Below are 19,056 nucleotides of genomic sequence, written 5' to 3'. Positions count from 1 at the left end.
CTTGTGCTGACTACTTCGGCGGGGCCGGGACCAGGCACGCCACCGGGTCGGCGGTGTTGCCGGAGAAGTCCACGGCGTACAGCTCCGCGTCACCCGTCCCGGTCAGGTGCAGGATGCCGCCTGCCATCGGCGACTGCCGGGGGCCGGACGCGGCCTCGGTGTACTTGATCCGCTGACCGCTGGCGAACGGGCCCCACACGTGGCCGCTGCCGGTGTCGCGCAGGTAGACCTCCGGGTCGGTGTCGACGACGTCGCTCGCGTCGAGCCGGTAGAAGCCGTCCTGGTTCTGGCCCTGCGGGTTCGGCTGGCCGCCGCCGGCGGGAGGCACGCGCCCGCCCGGGTTGGTCGACTCGGCGCAGGCGACGCTCGGCGGCGTCGTGTCGACGACCTCGATCGTGCCCGAGCCGTGGCCGGTGTTGCCCGCGGCGTCGGTGGCCTGGCAGTCCACGGTGGTGCTGCCGAGCGGGAACTGCGAGCCCGACGGCGGGACACAGGTGGGCGTGAGCGGGCCGTCGACGTTGTCGACCGCGCTGGCGTCGTACGACACCACCGCACCGGCCGGGCTCGTGGCCTCGACGGTCCTGCTCTCGACCGTGACCTCCGGGGGAGTCACGTCCACCACGTCGATGTCGACGGTCTGCACGAACGCCGGGCCGGGGACCTCACCGTTGATCTTGAACGACACCGTGCAGGAGACGGTCTGGCCCTGGGGTGCGTCGCCCGCGAGGGTGATGGTCTCGTCGAAGGTCGTGGTCTCGCCGCTGGTGACGCTGCGGGAGGCGGGGTTCAGGGAGACCGTCACACCCGGGTCGCAGGAGACCTCGTGGGTGACCTCGGCCGGGAGGTTCTGCAGCTGGCTGAGGATCACGTCCGAGACCTCGTCGGGATCGGCGTTGGTGAGGGTGCCGCCCGTCTGCGAGGTGACGTACGACGCCTGGCCGGCCGAGTCGAGCCCGTCCCACAGGTAGCCGTCGGCGCCGGGGACCGAGATCGCGATCACCCGGATGCCGGCTGCCTGCAGCGCCGCCGTCGTGGAGGCCAGGGACTGGCCGGCCGACGGGTCGTGGCTGGTCGAGTCGCCGAACATGACGACGATCGGGGACCCGTTGGCGCGGAAGTCGATCGCGCCCGGGACCTGCGCCAGGGCGCCGATCCAGTCCTCGGCGGCGTCGCCGCCGCCACCCGAGAGCGGTGTCCAGGCGTTGATGCCGTTGGTGACCGCGGTGGTGTCGCCACTCAGCTGCTGGCGCAGCAGGAAGTACCCGCTCGCGTCGGCGGTGTCCTTGTAGTCGGCGACGGCGAACCGTGCGGTGGGCTGGGCCGCGAGGATCTGGCCGACGATGCTGGTGGCGTTGGCCTGCACGTTGCCGATGCTCGCGGTCATGCTCGTGGTGGTGTCCGCCAGGAACACGATGTCGGGGTTGGGCGGGATGGGCGGCGTCTCCACCGTCTTGGTGATCGTCACCGAGGCGCCGGGAGCCAGCGCGTCGGTGTAGTGCTGCGGGCTCACGCCCGGGTCGCCGACGGCGGCGACGGTCGCGGCTGCGCTCACGCCGAGCGCGAGCAGGCCGGCCGAGGCCGCCCGGGCCAGGGTGCTGGAGGGTCGAACACGCATGTCAGGTTCCTTTCCGAGGGGTGTGACTGACACCCACGGAGTCGGGAACGCGGCCGGTTGATACCCGAATTGTGGGTCAGATGTGGCGGCGGAGCGCGACGGCCGCGGCGAGGAGGGCCGCAGCGGTGCCGATGCGACCGGCGAGGGCGCGCGCCCGGTCCAGGTCGGCACGAACCGGTGCCGGCCCGTCGCCCATCACCGCGCGGTGCTCGACCCGGCCGCCGTAGTCGTTGGTGCCGCCCAGCCGGATGCCGAGTGCGCCGGCGAAGGCGGCCTCGACCGGACCGGCGTTGGGGCTGGGGTGGCCGGCCGCGTCCCGACGCCAGGCCCGCCACGCTCCTCGCGGGTCGGTGCCGAGGGCGGTGGCGAGGGCGGCCGTGAGCCGCGAGCCGGGCAGGTTGAGCAGGTCGTCGAGGCGCGCGGCGGCCCAGCCGAACCGCTCGTACCGCGCGCTGCGGTGCCCGACCATCGCGTCGAGGGTGTTGGCGGCGCGGTAGCCCACCAGGCCGGGTACGCCGGCGACGGCGCCCCACACGAGCGGCGCGACCACGGCGTCGCTGGTGTTCTCGGCCAGCGACTCGAGGGTCGCCCGGACCACCTCGGCCTCATCGAGGCGCGTCGTGTCGCGCCCGACCAGGTGGGTCAGCTGCCGTCGTGCTGCCGGAAGGTCCTCCGTCGCCAGGAGCCGGGCGACCGTGGTGGTCTCGCGGTCCAGGGAGGTGCCGCCGAGGACCGCCCAGGTGGCGGCCGCGGTGACGAGCGTGCGGGGGAGCGGGCCGGGCAGGGCGCGCTCGGCCGCGACGCCGAGCACCACGGCGCCGCCGACCAGGGTGCCGGCGTACAGCACCCCGGTGGCGCGGTCGTCACGCCACAGGCTCCGCTCCAGTGCGGCCGCGACCCGACCGAAGCCGGCGACGGGATGACCACGCCGCGGATCGGCGAGGAGCCGATCCGCGGCGTACCCGAGCAGGAGTCCGGCAGCCCTCACAGGCTGGCGGCGAGCTCGCGGCGGGCGAGGTCCGCCGCCGCTCGGTCGTGGAGCCGGCCGACCAGGACGGTCAGGCCGACGCCGATGCTCGCCCAGAGGGCGGCGAGGGTGATCAGCGAGGAGCGGCGGAAGTACCACAGCGTGTCGGCCGGGAAGTCGCCGAGCTCGTTGACCGTCGGCAGCAGGTACGCGGCGACGGAGACCACCGCCACGTAGGCGCCGGCGCCGATGAAGGCGGCCGTCCAGCCGTCGTACCTCTTGCGCAGGCGGTTGGCGAACACGACCACGGCGATGGCGGCGAGGACCGAGACCAGCAGCAGCCCGAAGTACGACGCCGTGCGGCCGCCGATCGTGTCGCCGCTGCCGACCGCGGGCGGCGTGGCGGGGTACTTCGTGAACGGCACGAGCGTGACCGCCACGAACCCGAGCAGCGCCACCAGCGCGGTGGATCCGCGCGCGGAGAGCCCGAGCCGGCCGAGCACGGCGGCCGCGGCGAGGGAGCTCAGGCCGCCGAGGGCGGCCCCGATGGCGAGGGTGCCGGTCAGCAGGCCCCAGCTCTTCTGGTTCTCGCGCGAGATCTCGACCATCCCGGCCTCGTCGGCCGGCTCCTCGGCGTGCTCGGCGTGGCCGGCGGTGTCCGCGTCGTCAGCGGGTGCCTGCGCGGCAGCCGACTCCTCGAGCGCGATGGCGTCGTCGACGTACGGCTCACCGAAGGCGAACGCGACGACGAAGGCGATCAGGCCGGCGACCAGGCCCACCGCGAGTCCGCGGAGGAGGAAGGCGGCCGGGCTGAGGACAGACCTGTCCCCGGGAACGCTGCCCACGGCAGGTCAGTGGCAGGGGTAGCCGAGCAGGTGGCGGGCGTCGTGGACCCACTCGTGCACGGCGTTGCCGGCGGGGAGCGAGATCGCACCCTGGTCGGCGCTCACGAAGAAGATCGCCAGCATGGCGAGCAGGCCGAAGAAGACGACCCAGGTGCCGAGCTGCAGGAGCGGGACGACCGGGACCTGGACGGCCGGTGCGGCGAGAGGGGTGGCAGAGGACTGCGACATTTTGTTGCCTCCTCAGGGATTCAGCGTCCCTGGTCAGTGGATGTGAGGTGTGCGCAGGCACTCGTTCCTGACTTCACCGAACCCGACCCTGCTGTGGTTGCTGGGGCGGAGGCGGTGTCACAGTAGCGCGACTGTGCCGGACTCTCACCGGCTTCCTCGTGCCTGCAGGAAGGACTCTAGGGCATCGCGGGTCTTGGCGGGGAGCTGTCCGCTGGCGCCGCGGGTCGTGATGCTGCGGTTTGGTCCCAAACCGCAACATTTCGGGCCCTTCACGTGCGGTCTCTGCCCAATCGACGACCTCTGGACGAGGTACGGCCCTCTACGCTCGAGCCATGTCCATGGCCGGTGACCTGGTCCTGATCACGACCGACCCGACCTCGGGACAGAGCCTGCTCGGGTCGACCGAGACCGATCCGGTACCGGGCGGCGCGCTGCGAGGTGGAGGGGGCGCCGAAGCGGGCGCGGCTCCGCGTGGTCTCGACGGTCCCGATCGGTACGCCGGCGCATGACCGCGCGCGGGCAAAGGACATCGCGCGCGGTGAGTGGCCGGGAGCGGCGGCGAGTGCTGCTGTCACGACAGCCAGCGCCGCGGTCAGCGCGGCGGTGACCTCGGCGGTGACCTCGGCGGTCGTGGCGGCGTCCGCGGGCGGTGCCGCTAGCTCCTGAGCGCTGCCAGCAGGATGTCGGTCGTGTCCGGTGGTCGGACAGCGATCCGGACCCAGCTGTCGTCCAGGCCGGGGAAGGTGTCGGCCCGTCGTACGGCGATGCCCTGCTTCCGCAGCGCCGCGTGCACACCGGTGCCGGCCCGGGCGAGCACGAAGGAAGCGGCCGAGGCGAGGTGGTGGATCCCGAGGTCGGCGAGCCCCTTCTCGAGGTGCTCGCGCCAGTCCTGGAGCTGCTCGGCCCTGCTGCGGGCCTCCTGCGACGCCTGGGGGGTCAGGCAGGCGATCACGGCGGCCGCGGCGGTGGTGCCGACCGACCAGGGCGTCTGTGCGCGCGCCAGGCCGGCGATCGCCCGCGGGTCGCCCACGACGTAGCCCGCGCGGATGCCGGGGATGCCCCAGTGCTTGGTCAGCGAGCGGAGCACGACCAGCCCGTCGAGAGGTACGCCCGACAGCGAGTCGGGCTCGCCCGGCACGCAGTCCATGAACGCCTCGTCGACCACGACCAGCCGGCCGGGTGCGCGGAGTGCCGAAAGCGTGGCTGCCGGGTGCAGCACGCCGGTCGGGTTGGTCGGGTTGCCGAGGACCACGAGGTCGGCGTCCTCGGGGACGAGTGCCGGGTCGAGGACGAACGGCTCGCGCAGCACGACCTCCGTGACCGCGTGGCCGGCCTGCTCGAGGGCGGCGTGCGGCTCGGTGAACTGCGGGTGCACCACGACCGGGCGCCGCCAGGCATGCAGCCGGGCGACGAGCGTGAACGCCTCCGCGGCGCCGGCGGTGACGAGCACGTCGTCCTCCGCCCGCCCGTGGTGGGCGGCCACGGCACGCCGCGCGAGGGCCGGGTCCGGGTAGGCGCCGACCTCGTCCAGTGAGGCGCGCAGGGCTGCGGTGAGCCACCCGGGCCGCGGGCCGTCGTACACGTTGACGGCGAGGTCGAGCATCCCGCGCGCCTCGACGTCGCCGTGGTGGCGCAGGTCAACCATGGGCGTGCACCGCCTCGGCGAAGCGCTGTGCCAGGTGGGGATGGCCGGCCCAGTGCGTGTGGAGGTACGACGCGTGCAGGGTCGGCGAAGCGAAGCCGACGGCCGCGCCGTCGACGGTCCAGGCCGGGGTCCCGGCGACCGTCGGGGTGACCGTGGTGCGGTGGAACTCGTGACCGGTCACCTGCTCGCCCACGCGGGTGAGCAGGGTGTCGGCCGGTGCGGTGGCGACGGGGTAGCGCAGGGTGAGTCGGTCGGTCATCGCGGCATCGGCGTCGAGGACCCCCGCCATGGGGGCACCGTCGAGGGTGCGGCACAGGTAGAGCAGGCCGGCGCACTCGGCGACGGTCGGCAGTCCGTCGAGCACTGCCTCCCTGATCCGGGCCCGGAGGGTGCTGTTGGCCGTCAGGTCGGCGGCGTGCACCTCGGGGAAGCCGCCGCCGAGATAGAGGCCCGCGGTGCCGTCGGGGAGCGTCTCGTCGTGGGCGGGGTCGAAGGGGACGACGTCGCAGCCGTGGGCGGCGAGGAGCTCGGCGGTCTCGGCGTACCGGAAGGTGAAGGCTCGGCCCGCCGCGACGGCCACTTTCTGCCGGGTCGGCGGGATTGCTGAGCCACTTCGCGCCGGGTCGGCGGTCCAGGGGGTCGCTTCGAGGGGCGGGGCCGTGCGGGCGAGGGTGAGGACGGCGTCCAGGTCGACGTGCTCGGCGACCACCTCGGCCAGCCGGGCCACGACATCCTCGGACCCCCCGCGCTCGGCGGCGGTGACCAGGCCCAGGTGCCGCGAGGGGGTGGCGATCGTGGCGTCGCGGGGGAGCACGCCCAGCACGGGCAGGGAGATCGAGGAGCGGACCTCGTGCGCGTGCCGCGCCGAGCCGGCCTGGTTGAGGATCACCCCTGCGACCGTGACGGTCGGGTCCCAGGTCGCCATCCCGTGCACGACAGCGCCGATCGAGCGCGAGGATCGGGAGATGTCGACGACGAGCACCACGGGGGTCCGGGTCAGCGCCGCGACATGCGCGGTGGAGGAGAAGCCGTTGCCGCCGATCCGGCCGTCGTACAGGCCCATCACGCCCTCGACGACCGCGACGTCGGCGCCGGCCGCACCGTGCAGCAGCAGGGGAGCGACGAGCTCCTCGCCGACCAGGTGGGGGTCCAGGTTGCGGCCGGGACGCCCGCAGGCGAGCGCGTGGTAGCCGGGGTCGATGTAGTCGGGGCCGACCTTGTGCCCGCTGACCTCGTGGCCCGCGGCCGCCAGTGCGGCCATCAGGCCGGTGGCGACGGTCGTCTTGCCCTGCCCGGTGGCCGGGGCGGCGACGACGATGCGGGCCAGGGCTACCACTCGATGCCCTTCTGGCCCTTCTGGCCGGCGTCCATCGGGTGCTTGACCTTGGTCATCTCGGTGACCAGGTCGGCGAGCTCGACCAGCTTGGGGTCGGCGCGGCGGCCGGTGATCACGACGTGCTGGTGGCCGGGCCGGTTGGCGAGGGTCTCCACGACGTCGTCGATGTCGACCCAGCCCCAGTTGATCGGGTACGTGAACTCGTCGAGCAGGTACAGGTCGTGCTGCTCGGCCGCGATCCGCCGCTTGATCTCCGCCCAGCCCTCGGCCGCGTCGGCGGCGTGGTCCTCCTCGGACCCGGCCTTGCGCGACCAGGACCAGCCGGAGCCCATCTTGTGCCACTCGACGGTGCCGTTCCCAGGGGGGAGCCGCTCGAAGGCGGTCTGCTCGCCGAGGCGCCACTTCGCGGACTTCACGAACTGGAACACCCCGATGTCCCAGCCCTGGTTCCAGCCGCGCAGCGCCAGCCCGAAGGCGGCGGTCGACTTCCCCTTGCCGTCACCGGTGTGCACCATCACGAGCGGCCGGTTGCGGCGTTGGCGGGTGGTCAGCCCGTCATCGGGTACGACGAGCGGCTGGCCCTCAGGCATGGTCGGTCTCCCTTGCTTGCCAGGTGTCTTCGTGGATGGCGTCGGCGAGCGGGCGGCGCGAGCGCCACCCGTGCCGCTCGAGGTCGGGCACGGTCTCCAGGTGGCTGACGGTGCCGAGGCAGAGCCAGGCGACCGGGCGTACGTCGGCCGGGATCCCCAGCAGGGACCGGAGGAAGTCCTCGCGATAGAACGAGACCCAGCCCAGCCCGAGACCTTCGGCGGTCGCGGCGAGCCAGAGGTTCTGGATCGCCAGCACGGTGGAGTAGAGGCCGGCGTCGGCGATCGCGTGCCGGCCGAGCACGTGCGTGCCGCCGCGGGCCTGGCTGTGGGTGACCACGACGCCCAGCGACGACTCGCAGATCCCCTCGACCTTGATCCTGTCGAAGGCGGTGCGCCGCTCGGGCGGCAGCGAGGCCGCGAAGGTGTCGCGCTCGGTGGCGACGTGGTCGCGGAACCTGCGCCGCAGCCCGGGATCGCGCACCAGCACGAAGTCCCACGGCTGGGTCATGCCGACGCTCGGCGCGCGGTGCGCCGCCTCGAGGACACGGTGCAGCACGGCGTCGGGCACGGGGGAGCCGGTGAACTCGGCCCGGACGTCGCGGCGGCGCTCGATGACGTCGTACAGGCTCGTGCTCATGCGGCTCGCCGGGTCACGTCGACCAGCGCCTCGGCGCTGACCTCGCCGATCGGGACGTGCTCGGCGCCGAGGTGCTCGGCGAGCGTGGCCGCCAGGCCCATCCGCATCGGGCCGGACTCGCAGTCGACCACCACGCTGGCGACCCCGGCCTCCGCGAGCAGGCCCGCGGCCATCCGGGAGCGGAGCACGGCGTCGGCACCCGCGGTCGCTCGGCCGTCGGTGACCACGACGAGCAGGGCGCGGCGCTGCGGGTCGCGGGTGCGCTCGACGGCGAGCAGGTGCGCGGCCTCCAGGAGTCCCTCGGCGAGGGGCGTCCGGCCGCCGGAGGGCAGGTCCTCGAGCCGTTGCGCGGCGGCGTCGACGGAATGGGTCGGCGGCAGCGCCACCTCGGCGTCGGTGCCGCGGAAGGTGACCAGGCCGACCTTGTCGCGGCGCTGGTAGGCGTCCTGCAGCAGGCTCAGCACCGCCGTCTTGACCTGCTCCATCCGGCGCCGTGCGGCCATCGAGCCGGAGGCGTCGACACAGAAGAGCACGAGGTTCGACTCCCGTCCCTCGCGTACGGCGACCCGCAGGTCGGCCGGCTCCAGCAGCAGCCGGCCCTCGGTCCGCCCGCGCGCGACCTGGTGGCGGACCGCGGCCCGGACGGTCTCGGTCAGGTGGATCGTGCCGCCGCTGCCGCCCTGTCGGCCGGGGGTGGTCGCGCCGATCCGGCGGCCGTTGCTGGTGCGGGCCCGGCTGCGGCGCCCGGCGGTCCCGGTGCCGACGCCGCGGACGCTCAGCAGCCGGGTGCGGTACGCCGCGCCGGTCGGTGCCACGTTGCTGGGCGCGCTGCCCGTGCCGTCGCCGCCGGTCGGTGGGGCGCTGTCGGGAGCGGGGGTGTCGACCGGGTCGCCGTTGGTGTCGTCGGCGTCGTCGGCAGCGCCGTCACCCTCCGGTGCGGGGCCCTGCGGCTCGGGGCCGTCGTCGGGGCCGTCCGGCTCCGGCGGCAGGTCGTCGTCGCCGAGCACCTGGTCGAGCAGGTCCTCGTCCAGCCCGGGCGCGTCGAACGGCTTGCGGCGCCGACGGTGCGGCAGCGCCAGTCGGGCGGCCACCCGGATGTCGTCGAGGCTCACCTGCGACCGGCCGGACCAGGCGGCGTGGGCGACGGCCGTGCGGGCCGTGACGATGTCGGCGCGCAGGCCGTCGACGTCGAAGGCCGCGCACACCTCGGCGATCTTGAGCAGCCCGGCGTCGGTCAGCCGGACCTCGCCGACGAGCGCGCGGGCAGCGGCGATCCGCGCCTGCAGCGCGGACTCCGCCTCGGCGTACCTGGCGGCGAACCCGGCCGGGTCGGCGTCGTAGGCCATCCGCCGGCGGACCACCTCGGCCCGCAGCGCCGGGTCGCGCGGTGCGGCGACCTCCACGGTCAGGCCGAACCGGTCGAGCAGCTGCGGGCGCAGCTCGCCCTCCTCGGGGTTCATGGTGCCGACCAGCACGAACCGCGCCTCGTGGGTCATCGAGACCCCGTCGCGCTCGACGGTCGCGCGGCCCATCGCGGCTGCGTCGAGCAGCAGGTCGACGAGGTGGTCGTGCAGCAGGTTGACCTCGTCGACGTACAGGATCCCGCGGTGGGCCTTGGCCAGTAGCCCGGGCTCGTACTCCGCCTTGCCCTCCGCCAGCGCGCTCTCGAGGTTGATCGAGCCGGTGACCCGGTCCTCCGTGGCGCCGATCGGCAGCTCCACGAGGGGCACCGGCCGCTCGTCGACCGGTGGGAGCACGGCTGCCAGGGCGCGAACGATCGTCGACTTGGCGGTGCCCTTCTCGCCGCGCACCAGCACGCCCCCGACCTCGGGGGCGATCGTGGTGAGGATCAGGGCCAGCGCCATCGGGTCCGGCCCTTCGGGGCCGTCGGCGCCGACCACGGCGCTGAACGGGAAGTGGTGGACGTGGGGGGAGCTCATCGGAGGCGCTCCTTCCGGGCGAGGCGTTCGGGTGAGTAGAGGTAGGACTCGGCGGCTCGGGGGTCGGTGACCGAGGCCAGCGCCGGGCCGACCAGGATCACGGCGGCCTGGCGCAGGCCGGCGTCCTCGACCAGGCCGGCGATGGTGGCGACGGTGCCGCGCAGCACCAGCTCCTCGGGCTGCGAGGCACGGGAGACCACCGCGACCGGGCAGTCGGCCCCGTAGTGCGGTGTCAGCTCGGCCATCAGCGCCGCCGTGCGGGTGATCGCGAGGTGCAGCACCAGGGTCGCCCCGGTCGCTGCGTACGCCGCCAGCGACTCGCCCTCCGGCATCGCCGTCGAGCGCGCCTGGGTGCGGGTCAGCACCACCGACTGCGCGACCAGCGGCACGGTCAGCTCGCGCCCGACGATCGCGGCCGCGGCGGCGTACGCCGGGACGCCGGGAGTCACGTCCCACGGCACCCCGGCCGCGTCGAGGCGCCGGGTCTGCTCGTGCAGGGCGGAGTAGAGCGACGGGTCGCCCGAGGTCAGCCGGACGACATCGCGACCGGCGACGTGCGCCTCCACCATGACGGCGGTGATCCGGTCGAGGTCGAGGTCCTGGGTGTCGACCCGCCGCGCGCCGTCGCGGCAGTACGAGAGCACCTCGGCATCCAGGTAGGTGCCGGGGTAGAGGACCACGTCGGCCGCGCTCAGCAGGGCCGCGGCGCGCAGGGTGATCAGGTCGGCCGCGCCGGGTCCGGCGCCGACGAAGTGCACCGTCACGAGAGCTCCTTGGTCCAGGCCCACTGCACGACGGCGCGGGCCGGCGTCCAGCCGGTGAACCGCCCGCCCAGGGGGGTGACGTGCTCGACGCCGAGCCGGGTCAGCTCGCCGCCGTACGCGTGGAAGGCGTCGACGAGCAGCCGCTCGGTCTCCAGGGTCACACCGTGCGCGACCAGCCGGCCGCCGGGTGCGAGGGCGTCGCGACACAGGCCGAACAGGCCCGGGGCGGTCGCGCCGCCGCCGACGAAGACCGCGTCGGGCGTGGGCAGTCCGGCGAGGGCGTCGGGGGCGCGGCCGTTGACGACCTCGAGGCGGGGTACGCCGAGCCGGCCGGCGTTGCGGCCGATCCGGGCCGCGCGATCCTCGTCGCCCTCGACCGCGGTCGCGGTGGTGAGCGGGTGCGCGCGCAGCCACTCGACGGCGACCGAGCCGGCGCCGGCGCCGACGTCCCAGAGGTGGTCGCCGGGGCGCGGGGCGAGCCGGGCGAGGGCGGCGGCGCGGACGTCGCGCTTGGTGAGCTGGCCGTCGTGCTCGAAGGCGTCGTCGGGCAGCCCGGTGGCCCAGGTGGCCAGACCGGCGCCGGTGACCTCGAGGGCGAGGACGTGCAGCCGGGGGACCGGTCCGCCGGGGTACGTCGCGCGGCTCTCGTCCGGCCCGCCCAGGTCGCCGAGGACGTGGATCGTGGTGGCGCCGAAGCCGGCGTCCGCCAGCAGCGCGGCGATCGCGGCCGGCGTGGTCTCGTCGGAGGAGAGCACGAGCAGGCGGCGGCCGGGCGCGAGCTCGCGGCGCAGCGCGTCGACGTCGCGACCGACCAGCGTCACGACCGCGGACTCCTCGGCCGACCAGCCCATCCGTGCGCGCGCGAGCGACACCGACGACACCGCCGGTACGACGTCGACCGCGTCGGCGCCGAGCAGGCGGATGAGCGTCGTGCCGATGCCGGAGACCAGCGGGTCGCCCGACGCCAGTGCCACGATGCTGCGGCCGTCGTGCTCCTTCAGCACGCCGGGCAGGGCGGACAGCGGGCGCGGCCACGGGCGGCGTACCTGACCGGGGACGGCGGGCACCAGGCCGAGGTGGCGCTCGCCGCCGAGCAGCACCTCGGCGTTGCCGACCAGCGCCCGGGAGGTCGGCGGGAGATGGCCGTCGGCGCCGATGCCGACCACGGTGATCAGTCGACCCATCGGGGCGTCCAGACCATGCCGTTGGGCTCCACGCGGGTGGCGGAGGCGCCGATGATCAGCAGGCACTTCATGTCGATGCTGTCGGTGTCGAGCAGGCCGAGCGTGGTGACGGTGAGCGACTCCTCGGCCCGGCCGATGTCGCGGCCCACGACCACGACGGTGTCGGGCGAGCGGTGCTCCAGCAGGATCTTCTGCATCTCCACGACCTGGTCGCGACGTGAGCGCGAGGCCGGGTTGTAGACGCCGAGGACCAGGTCGGCCTCCGCGATCGCGCGCAGCCGTCGTTCGACGACCGCCCACGGCTTGAGCCGGTCCGAGAGGCTGAGGACCGCGAAGTCGGCACCGATCGGCGCACCCGCGCGGGCAGCGACCGCCTGGACCGCACTGACGCCCGGCAGCACCCGGACGGGCACCGCGGCGTGCTCGGGGTGGGCCGGATCGGCGGCGGCCTCGAAGACGGCCGCGGCCATGCCGAACACGCCCGCGTCGCCGCCCGAGACGACCGCGACCCGCTCGCCGCGCAGGGCCAGGTCGAGCGCGAACCGGGCCCGGTCGACCTCGACCGTGTTGCCCGAGGCATGCCGCTGGAGGCCGGTGCGCTGCGGCACCCGGTCGACGTACGGCGCGTAGCCGACCACGTGCTCCACCTCGCCCAGCGCGGCGCTCGCCTCCGGGGTGAGCCAGCCGTCCGGGCCGGGACCCAGGCCGATCACGAGGAGTTCCGATGGTGTCCGGGCGTCTCGCGACGGTCGCTGCGCGACCTCCTCGACGTCCGGAGCCGTGCGGAGGCGAGCGGAGGTCGAGGGCCGCGCCGAGTCACCGGGGACCACGATGAGGGAGAAGTACGGCACCGAGTCGGCGTCGACGTCGGCGACCGGGAGCCAGCGCTCCTCGGGCTGGGAGGCGCGCTCGACGTACAGCGCACCCTCCAGCCGCCCGGCCTGGGCCAGTGCGGAGCGGACGGCGGGGAAGGTCCGGCCGAGCTTCATGATCACCGCGCCGTCGGTGTCGGCGAGGCGGCGGGCGAGCTCGGGCTCGGGGAGCGTGCCGGGCAGCACGGTGAGCACGTCGGTCTGCCGCACCAGCGGGGCCGGGACGGTCGCGGTCGCGGCGGCGAAGGCGGGGATGCCGGGGACGACCTCGACCGGGAAGCGGTCACGGAACCGGTCGACGAGATACATCGACGAGCCGTAGAACAGCGGGTCGCCCTCGGCGAGGAGGACGACATCGCGGCCGGCGTCGAGGTGCGCGGCGAGCCGGGCCTCGCACTCGTCGTAGAAGGCCGCCAGTGCGCCGACGTACCCGCCCGGGTGGTCGGTGGTCCCGGTGGTGACCGGGTAGCGCAGCTCCTCCTCGATCGCCCCCGCCGGGATCACGTCGGCCGCGATCCGGCGGGCGTGCGACTCCTTGCGGACCCCGGCGTGGAAGGCGACGACGGGGGCTGCGCCGATCAGCCGCTCGGCCTTGCGGGTGATCAGCTCGGGGTCGCCGGGGCCGATGCCGACGACGGAGAAGCGTCCGCTCGCCTGGGGCGTCACGGTGGTCACTCCGCCTCCTGGGCCAGTGCGTTGACCGCCGACGACGCCATCGCGGAGCCGCCGCGGCGGCCGCGGACGGTGACGAACGGGATGTCGATGCCGTGCTCGTCGGCGAACGACGCGAGCGCGTCCTTGGACTCGGCGGCGCCGATGAAGCCGACCGGGCAGCCGACGACCGCTGCGGGCCGCGGGCAGCCGGCGAGGACCATCTCGAGCAGGTGGAAGAGCGCGGTGGGGGCGTTGCCGATCGCGACGACCGCGCCGTCGAGGAGCGGCTCCCACAGGGAGACCGCGGCCGCCGTACGCGTCGTCGACCACGCCTTCGCGAGGTCCGGGACCCGCTCGTCGGTGAGGAAGCAGTGCACCGGGTTGTCGGCCGGGAGCCGTCCGGCGGTGATGCCCATGGCGACCATCCGGGCGTCGCACAGGATCGGCGCGCCCGCGTCCAGCGCCGCGCGGGCGGCCTGGACGAGGCGCGGGTGGATGACCAGGTCCTGGACGAGGTCGGTCTGCCCGCTGCCGTGGATCATCCGCACGGCGACCTTCTCGGCCTCGGCCGGGACCCGGGACAGGTCCGACTCGCGGCGGATGGTCGCGAAGGAGTCGACGTAGATCGCCGGTCCGTCGGCGATGTAGTCGTACCGGCGCGGGGGAGCGGTGAGCTCGGTCATCGGTTCTCCTCGGGGATGAGCACGCCGTGCCACGGCGTCACGATCACGGTCGGTGCGGTCCAGGCCGCGATGGTGGTCGGGACCAGCCCGTCGTCGGGTACGGCGAGGTGCCGGCCGCCGGCGACCGGGCCGAGGGGGAGCGGCCCGGTCGCGACGGCGGCGCCCGGCGCGGGCGAAGCCGCGGGGGCGAGGGGAAGGTCGAGCTCGGGGACGTGCCAGGGTGCGTCGGGCCCGGTGCCGCGGGCGGCCAGGAACGCCCTCGCGAGCGCGGCGAGCGCGGCGGGGGCGTCGGTCAGCGCGACCACCTCGCCCCACTGCTCGCCCACCCGGAGCTGCGCCGTGCGGTCGTCGAGCGCCACCAGGCCCAGGTCGAGGTGCTTGTCGGCGAGGTCTCCCCGGCCGTCGTCGAGGGTGAACAGGAACCGGCCGGGCAGCCGGGCCAGGTCGGCGTCGGCGAGCAGCAGCGCGTCGAGCGCGGCGAGCACCGGCCGCAGGTCGGCCCGCCCGCCGGCCAGGCCGGTCTGCGGCGAGACCAGCACGTTGCGGACCCGGTCGTGCGTGCGCGAGGGCAGCAGTCCGGTGGCCTCCAGCGCGGCCAGGGCCTCGTCCGCCAGCACCCCGGCGGGGGTCAGGGGCATGGCGCGGACCTGCAGGTTGGCCCGGCCGGTGACGCGGACCCGCCCGTCGCCGTACTGCTCGGCGACCTCGGCCAGCGCCCGCAGCGCGGCGAGCGGCACCCGCCCGCCGGGGACCCGGATCCGCACCAGGCCGCCGTCGTCGGCAGGCCAGGGGTGCACGACGCCCGGACACCGGTCGGGTCGGCTCCGCGCGATCCCAGCTCGAGGCTGCGCCATGGGTGGTCCTTCGAGGCCGGGGCTCCTCGCGATCGCCCCTCATCGACCTCGCGACGGGTGGCCGCAAGGGCCAGCAGGTCTTCGGACTCGGGATCGCCCGGTTCGGAGCGTCTTCCCAGACCCCGGAGGGTCCAGTGACATCAATGCTCCGGCCGTCACCCATACCGCTGCGCGTCAGTCCCGGACTCGCACCGGGTTCCCTTCGCTGGCACCGGCACCATAGCAACCTCCGGCCTGGTTGCCGATCGCGAGTGGCCATCGCCCGAGCTTGTTCGTGTGTCCCGCGCCCCGGGCACGCACCTGGCGGCGTTGGCGTCGCTCGCTGGACGACCAAGTACGACTTCGCTCCGCCGCCTTGCCATGCACGCACCCGAAGCCCGGGCCACCCCCGAACAAGCTCAGGCGATGGCCACTAGCCTGACCGCCATGCCCTCCCTCAAGGACGTCGTCGACCTGGTCCACGGCTGGTACCCGCCCGCGACCGCCGACAGCTGGGACGCCGTCGGGCTCGTCTACGGCGACCCCGAGCAGCCCGTGAAGAAGGTCCTGCTGGCCGTCGACCCCACCCCGGAGGTCGCGGCGGAGGCCGCGGAGTGGAAGGCGGACCTGCTGCTCGTGCACCACCCGCTCTTCCTCAAGGGCGTCCACGGCGTCGCGGCGACCACGCCCAAGGGCCGGACCCTGCACACGCTGGCGAAGGCCGACTGCGCGCTGCTCACCGCCCACACCAATGCCGACCAGGCCGTCGGCGGCGTGTCCGAGGCGCTCGCCGTCGCGCTCGGCCTCAAGGACCTCAGCCCGATCGTCCCGGCGCCGAGCGAGCCGCTCGACAAGCTCACCGTCTTCGTCCCCGCCGACGCCGCCGCCCCCGTCCGGGCCGCGGTCGCCGAGGCCGGGGCCGGCCGGATCGGCGACTACGACTTCGCCTCCTTCACCAGCGCGCCCGGCGAGGGCCGGTTCCGCCCGCTCGACGGTGCGAACCCCATGATCGGCACCGTCGGCGAGCTGGAGACCGTCGAGGAGGTCCGGATCGAGGTGGTCCTGCCACGGGACCGGCGCGCCGACGTCGTCCGCGCGATGCTGGGCGCACACCCCTACGAGGAGCCGGCGTACGACGTCGTCGAGGTCGCCGACCCGCAGCTGGTCGACGTCGGGACAGGCCGGATCGGCAGCGTCGAGCCGACCACCCTGGCCGGCTTCGCCGAGGCGGTCGCGGCCGCACTGCCGCCCACCGAGCACGGCGTCCGGGTGGCCGGTGACCCCGAGCGCCCGGTACGGCGGGTCGCCGTGTGCGGGGGCGCCGGCGACTTCCTGCTCGACCGGCTCGCGACGTCCGACGCCGACGTCTACGTGACCAGCGACCTGCGCCACCACCCGGCCGCGGAGTTCCTCGAGAAGGGCGGTCCGGCGCTGGTCGACGTGGCCCACTGGGCGGCCGAGTGGACCTGGCTCCCGGTCGTCGACCAGCTGCTCCACGAAGCGCTGGGCGACGCGGTCGAGACCCGGGTGAGTGCGATCTGCACCGATCCTTGGACAATGCACCTGTGAACGCCGATCCCGCCGCCCAGCTCCGCCTGCTCGACCTGCAGGCTCTCGACTCCCAGGTCGACCAGCTGCGCCACCAGCGCAACAACCCGGCCGAGGCCGCGGAGATCAAGGACCTGCTCGGCAAGCGGGTCGACGTCGACGGCCGGCTGCGCGACCAGCGCATCGTCGTCGACGACCTCGCCGTCGCCCAGGCCAAGGCCGATGCCGACGTCGAGCAGGTCAAGGCCCGGCGCACCCGCGACCGTGAGCGGATGGACTCCGGCGCCATCGCCGACGCCAAGGCGCTGGAGCGGATGCAGCACGAGCTCGAGTCGCTGGAGCGCCGGATCTCGACGCTCGAGGACGAGGAGCTCGAGGTGATGGAACAGCTCGAGGAGGCGCAGTCCGCGCTCGCCGAGCTCACCTCCGCCATCGAGGACCTCGACGGCAGGCTGGGCACCCTGACCACCGCACGCGACGAGAAGGTCGCGGCCCTCGACGCCGAGATCGCGTCGGTGTCGGGCGGGCGCGACGCGATCGTCGCCGAGATCCCCGAGGACCTGCTCGCCCTCTACGAGAAGCTCCGCGCCAACAAGGGCGGCGTCGGCGTCGGGGCGCTGCGCGCCCGCCAGTGCGGCGGCTGCCAGCTGACCCTCGACGCCGGCGAGATCGCCGAGATCCGCGCGACGCCCGCCGAGACCGTGCTGCGCCACGAGGAGTGCCAGCGGATCCTGGTCCGCACGTCCGAGAGCGGCCTGTGACCGCTCGGCCCGTCGAGCGGGTCGTCGTCGAGGCCGACGGCGGGTCCCGCGGCAACCCCGGGCCGGCGGCGTACGGTGCGGTGCTGCGCGACGCCGCGACCGGTGCCGTCCTGGCGGAGGACGCCCGCACGATCGGGGTGGCGACCAACAACGTCGCGGAGTACTCCGGCCTGGTCGCCGGCCTGGCGCTCGCCGTGGAGCACGCGCCGGGGGCGGTCGTCGAGGTGCGGATGGACTCCAAGCTCGTCGTCGAGCAGATGTCGGGGCGCTGGAAGATCAAGCACCCCGACATGGCCGTGCTGGCGGCCGAGGCACGGGAGCTCGCGCCCGCCGGTACGACGTACACCTGGGTCCCGCGCGCCCGCAACGCCCACGCCGACCGGCTCGCCAACGAGGCCCTCGACGGGAAGCGGTCGGGCGTCAGCGTCCCCGGCGACCAGGTCGAGGACGAGCCCGAGTCGGCGATCGAGGAGGCCGAGTCACCGTCCTTCGGTCCCGGCCAGCCGACCACGATCGTGCTGGTGCGCCACGGCGTCACCCCGCACACCACCGGTCGCCGCTTCTCCGGCGGTCTGGGCGGCGACAACCCGCCGCTCTCCGAGGAGGGCCGCGCCCAGGCCGCCGAGGTCGCCGCGTGGCTGACCGAGCTGAAGGACAGCGTCGACGTCGTGGTCGCCTCGCCGGTACGGCGTACCCGCGAGACGGCCGACATCGTCGCCTCTGCGCTGGGGTTGGCGGTGGAGGAGGAGCCGGCCTTCGCCGAGATGGAGTTCGGCGAGTGGGACGGACTGAGCTTCACCGAGGTCGCCGAACGCGACCGCGAGCGGCTGGACGCGTGGTTCGCCGACATGGCGGCCGCGCCGCCGGGCGGCGAGTCGTTCGTCACCGTGCAGGAGCGGGTGCTGGCCGGGCTGGCCCGCCTGCTCGAGACCCACGCCGGGCGGACCGTCGTCCTGGTCAGCCACGTCACACCGATCAAGACCCTCGTCGCGCACGCCCTCGACGCGCCGCTGGAGACGCTGTTCCGGATGGAGCTGGCACCCGCCGCGGTGTCGGTGCTGGCGTTCTACCCCGACCCGCGCACGGGCGAGCAGAAGGGCTCGATGCGGTTCTTCAACGCGCTCGCGCCGGGTCGCCGCACGTTGCGCGACACCGGTCGCTGGTGAGCCTCAGAGCTCGCTGACGACCACGTCGAGCTGGGTGCCGGACTTGCCGGGGGCGCCCACCTCGACCGTCCAGCCCAGGTCCCGCAGCGCGTCGGCGAACCCGGCCGGGGTGCGCGGGTCGGCGCCGTCCTCGAGCAGCGCGCGCACGATCCGGCCCTTGGTGGCCTTGTTGAAGTGGCTGACCACCTTGCGGGCGCCGTTGTGCTCGTGGAGCACCCGCACGGTCGCCACGCGCCTGGCGAGGTCGGGGCCGGGCCGCCAGAAGCCGGCGTACATCCCCGAGCGCAGGTCGACCAGCAGCCCGCGCCCCAGCGCCTCGGTCATCACGGCCGGCAGGGCCTCGCGCCACACCGCGGCCACCGGGCCGAGGCCGGGCAGGGAGGCGTCACCGGAGAGGCGGTACGACGGGATCCGGTCGCCGAGGCGCACCACGCCGAACAGGCTGGACGCGACGGCGAGCCGCGAGGTCGCCCGCCGCTTCGCGCCGGCGGAGAGGGTCGCGACGTCGAGGGCGTCGTACAGGACACCGGTGTAGATCCGGTCCGCCCGGGCCGTCGGCGCGTCCGGCAGGCCGGCGTTGCGCTCGACGAGGTCGGCCTGGCCGGCCGACAGGCCGAGCACCTCGGCCGCCTTGACCGGGTCCTCACGGCACAGCGTGACCAGTGCGTCGAGCACCTCGCGGCGCGCGTCGGTCAGTGCAGGGGAGGACAACGAGGCGAGGTCGAGCGGCCGTCCCCGCCGGGGGACGGCCTTGCCCTCGCTCGGCGGCAGCAGGATCAGCACGGGGC

At 74.6% G+C, this 19,056-nt stretch carries 19 protein-coding genes and 2 riboswitches; of the genes, 4 read left to right on the top strand and 15 right to left on the bottom strand.

Features of this window, described 5'->3' with window-relative positions; translation table 11 throughout:
* Positions 1–10: 10 nt before the first annotated feature.
* The 4 genes from FBY23_RS17655 to FBY23_RS17640 all read right to left on the bottom strand — a co-directional run bounded on the left by FBY23_RS17655 (position 11) and on the right by FBY23_RS17640 (position 3,655).
* On the bottom strand, positions 11–1,615 hold the full coding sequence (locus tag FBY23_RS17655) for an HYR domain-containing protein (RefSeq protein ID WP_141799339.1): 1,605 nt from the start codon (positions 1,613–1,615) through the stop codon (positions 11–13).
* A 76-nt stretch (positions 1,616–1,691) separates the two neighbouring features.
* Positions 1,692–2,603 (bottom strand): cobalamin biosynthesis protein, encoded by a 912-nt coding sequence (locus FBY23_RS17650; RefSeq protein WP_141799338.1) that lies wholly within the window; start codon positions 2,601–2,603, stop codon positions 1,692–1,694.
* The gene (locus tag FBY23_RS17645; protein ID WP_141799337.1) at positions 2,600–3,427 is read right to left on the bottom strand and encodes a CbtA family protein; all 828 of its coding nucleotides are present in this window, start codon (positions 3,425–3,427) and stop codon (positions 2,600–2,602) included. Before FBY23_RS17645 ends, FBY23_RS17650 begins: the two co-directional genes overlap by 4 nt.
* 6 nt (positions 3,428–3,433) lie before the next feature.
* Positions 3,434–3,655: a CbtB-domain containing protein gene (locus FBY23_RS17640; protein ID WP_141799336.1), complete on the bottom strand. Its 222-nt coding sequence runs from the start codon at positions 3,653–3,655 to the stop codon at positions 3,434–3,436.
* Positions 3,656–3,718: 63 nt separating this feature from the next.
* Positions 3,719–3,811: riboswitch (cobalamin riboswitch) on the bottom strand.
* Positions 3,812–3,987: 176 nt separating this feature from the next.
* Between FBY23_RS17640 and FBY23_RS26025 the strand changes: the two genes are divergently transcribed.
* Positions 3,988–4,164: a hypothetical protein gene (locus tag FBY23_RS26025; RefSeq protein ID WP_160158279.1), complete on the top strand. Its 177-nt coding sequence runs from the start codon at positions 3,988–3,990 to the stop codon at positions 4,162–4,164.
* A 146-nt stretch (positions 4,165–4,310) separates the two neighbouring features.
* Here the strand turns inward: FBY23_RS26025 and cobC are convergent, their stop codons facing one another.
* The 10 genes from cobC to FBY23_RS17595 are packed head-to-tail and all read right to left on the bottom strand — an operon-like array spanning position 4,311 to position 14,814.
* The gene (cobC, locus tag FBY23_RS26725) at positions 4,311–5,300 is read right to left on the bottom strand and encodes an Rv2231c family pyridoxal phosphate-dependent protein CobC (protein ID WP_260806071.1); all 990 of its coding nucleotides are present in this window, start codon (positions 5,298–5,300) and stop codon (positions 4,311–4,313) included.
* Positions 5,293–6,636 carry a cobyrinate a,c-diamide synthase gene (locus FBY23_RS26720; RefSeq protein WP_260806070.1) on the bottom strand — a complete coding sequence of 448 codons (1,344 nt, stop codon included), beginning with the start codon at positions 6,634–6,636 and terminating at the stop codon, positions 5,293–5,295. Before FBY23_RS26720 ends, cobC begins: the two co-directional genes overlap by 8 nt.
* A complete protein-coding gene (gene cobO / locus FBY23_RS17630) occupies positions 6,630–7,226 on the bottom strand; it encodes a cob(I)yrinic acid a,c-diamide adenosyltransferase (RefSeq protein WP_141799335.1) in 597 nt (198 codons plus the stop codon). The genes FBY23_RS26720 and cobO overlap by 7 nt, the downstream gene beginning before the upstream one ends.
* Positions 7,219–7,863, bottom strand: coding sequence for a 5,6-dimethylbenzimidazole synthase (gene bluB / locus FBY23_RS17625; protein WP_141799334.1), 645 nt, complete (start codon positions 7,861–7,863; stop codon positions 7,219–7,221). The genes cobO and bluB overlap by 8 nt, the downstream gene beginning before the upstream one ends.
* Positions 7,860–9,803, bottom strand: coding sequence for a VWA domain-containing protein (locus tag FBY23_RS17620; RefSeq protein WP_141799333.1), 1,944 nt, complete (start codon positions 9,801–9,803; stop codon positions 7,860–7,862). Before FBY23_RS17620 ends, bluB begins: the two co-directional genes overlap by 4 nt.
* Positions 9,800–10,567, bottom strand: a complete 768-nt coding sequence (locus tag FBY23_RS17615) for a cobalt-precorrin-4/precorrin-4 C(11)-methyltransferase (RefSeq protein ID WP_141799332.1) — start codon at positions 10,565–10,567, stop codon at positions 9,800–9,802. The genes FBY23_RS17620 and FBY23_RS17615 overlap by 4 nt, the downstream gene beginning before the upstream one ends.
* On the bottom strand, positions 10,564–11,751 hold the full coding sequence (gene cbiE / locus FBY23_RS17610) for a precorrin-6y C5,15-methyltransferase (decarboxylating) subunit CbiE (RefSeq protein ID WP_141799331.1): 1,188 nt from the start codon (positions 11,749–11,751) through the stop codon (positions 10,564–10,566). Before cbiE ends, FBY23_RS17615 begins: the two co-directional genes overlap by 4 nt.
* On the bottom strand, positions 11,739–13,298 hold the full coding sequence (gene cobJ / locus FBY23_RS17605) for a precorrin-3B C(17)-methyltransferase (RefSeq protein ID WP_396954498.1): 1,560 nt from the start codon (positions 13,296–13,298) through the stop codon (positions 11,739–11,741). The genes cbiE and cobJ overlap by 13 nt, the downstream gene beginning before the upstream one ends.
* Positions 13,295–13,960 carry a precorrin-8X methylmutase gene (locus FBY23_RS17600; protein WP_141799330.1) on the bottom strand — a complete coding sequence of 222 codons (666 nt, stop codon included), beginning with the start codon at positions 13,958–13,960 and terminating at the stop codon, positions 13,295–13,297. The genes cobJ and FBY23_RS17600 overlap by 4 nt, the downstream gene beginning before the upstream one ends.
* A complete protein-coding gene (locus FBY23_RS17595) occupies positions 13,957–14,814 on the bottom strand; it encodes a nitrite reductase (protein ID WP_141799329.1) in 858 nt (285 codons plus the stop codon). Before FBY23_RS17595 ends, FBY23_RS17600 begins: the two co-directional genes overlap by 4 nt.
* 54 nt (positions 14,815–14,868) lie before the next feature.
* Positions 14,869–15,045: riboswitch (cobalamin riboswitch) on the bottom strand.
* Positions 15,046–15,240: 195 nt separating this feature from the next.
* On the opposite strand from FBY23_RS17595, the gene FBY23_RS17590 reads away from it, so the two are divergent.
* Genes FBY23_RS17590 through FBY23_RS17580 form a run of 3 tightly spaced genes read left to right on the top strand, consistent with a single transcriptional unit; the run spans position 15,241 to position 18,268 of the window.
* Entirely contained in the window at positions 15,241–16,362 is a 1,122-nt protein-coding gene (locus tag FBY23_RS17590; protein WP_141799328.1) for a Nif3-like dinuclear metal center hexameric protein, read from the top strand.
* The gene (locus tag FBY23_RS17585) at positions 16,359–17,102 is read left to right on the top strand and encodes a zinc ribbon domain-containing protein (RefSeq protein ID WP_260806069.1); all 744 of its coding nucleotides are present in this window, start codon (positions 16,359–16,361) and stop codon (positions 17,100–17,102) included. The genes FBY23_RS17590 and FBY23_RS17585 overlap by 4 nt, the downstream gene beginning before the upstream one ends.
* The gene (locus tag FBY23_RS17580; RefSeq protein ID WP_141799327.1) at positions 17,099–18,268 is read left to right on the top strand and encodes a bifunctional RNase H/acid phosphatase; all 1,170 of its coding nucleotides are present in this window, start codon (positions 17,099–17,101) and stop codon (positions 18,266–18,268) included. Before FBY23_RS17585 ends, FBY23_RS17580 begins: the two co-directional genes overlap by 4 nt.
* 3 nt (positions 18,269–18,271) lie before the next feature.
* Here FBY23_RS17580 and yaaA read toward each other — a convergent pair whose 3' ends face one another.
* Positions 18,272–19,051 carry a peroxide stress protein YaaA gene (gene yaaA / locus FBY23_RS17575; RefSeq protein WP_141799326.1) on the bottom strand — a complete coding sequence of 260 codons (780 nt, stop codon included), beginning with the start codon at positions 19,049–19,051 and terminating at the stop codon, positions 18,272–18,274.
* Between the last annotated feature and the right edge of the window lie 5 nt (positions 19,052–19,056).

The organism is Nocardioides sp. SLBN-35, from assembly GCF_006715725.1.
Lineage (GTDB): Bacteria > Actinomycetota > Actinomycetes > Propionibacteriales > Nocardioidaceae > Nocardioides.
This window is presented reverse-complemented; position numbering and strand designations above follow the sequence as displayed.

Bases quoted from the DNA above. Each gene is read 5' to 3' on its own strand.
- FBY23_RS17655 (WP_141799339.1), bottom strand. From the start codon at position 1,615: ATGCGTGTTCGACCCTCCAGCACCCTGGCCCGGGCGGCCTCGGCCGGC.
- FBY23_RS17600 (WP_141799330.1), bottom strand. From the start codon at position 13,960: ATGACCGAGCTCACCGCTCCCCCGCGCCGGTACGACTACATCGCCGAC.
- FBY23_RS17590 (WP_141799328.1), top strand. From the start codon at position 15,241: ATGCCCTCCCTCAAGGACGTCGTCGACCTGGTCCACGGCTGGTACCCG.
- FBY23_RS17620 (WP_141799333.1), bottom strand. From the start codon at position 9,803: ATGAGCTCCCCCCACGTCCACCACTTCCCGTTCAGCGCCGTGGTCGGC.
- cobC (WP_260806071.1), bottom strand. From the start codon at position 5,300: ATGGTTGACCTGCGCCACCACGGCGACGTCGAGGCGCGCGGGATGCTC.
- bluB (WP_141799334.1), bottom strand. From the start codon at position 7,863: ATGAGCACGAGCCTGTACGACGTCATCGAGCGCCGCCGCGACGTCCGG.
- FBY23_RS17640 (WP_141799336.1), bottom strand. From the start codon at position 3,655: ATGTCGCAGTCCTCTGCCACCCCTCTCGCCGCACCGGCCGTCCAGGTC.
- FBY23_RS17595 (WP_141799329.1), bottom strand. From the start codon at position 14,814: ATGGCGCAGCCTCGAGCTGGGATCGCGCGGAGCCGACCCGACCGGTGT.
- FBY23_RS26025 (WP_160158279.1), top strand. From the start codon at position 3,988: ATGTCCATGGCCGGTGACCTGGTCCTGATCACGACCGACCCGACCTCG.
- cbiE (WP_141799331.1), bottom strand. From the start codon at position 11,751: ATGGGTCGACTGATCACCGTGGTCGGCATCGGCGCCGACGGCCATCTC.
- cobO (WP_141799335.1), bottom strand. From the start codon at position 7,226: ATGCCTGAGGGCCAGCCGCTCGTCGTACCCGATGACGGGCTGACCACC.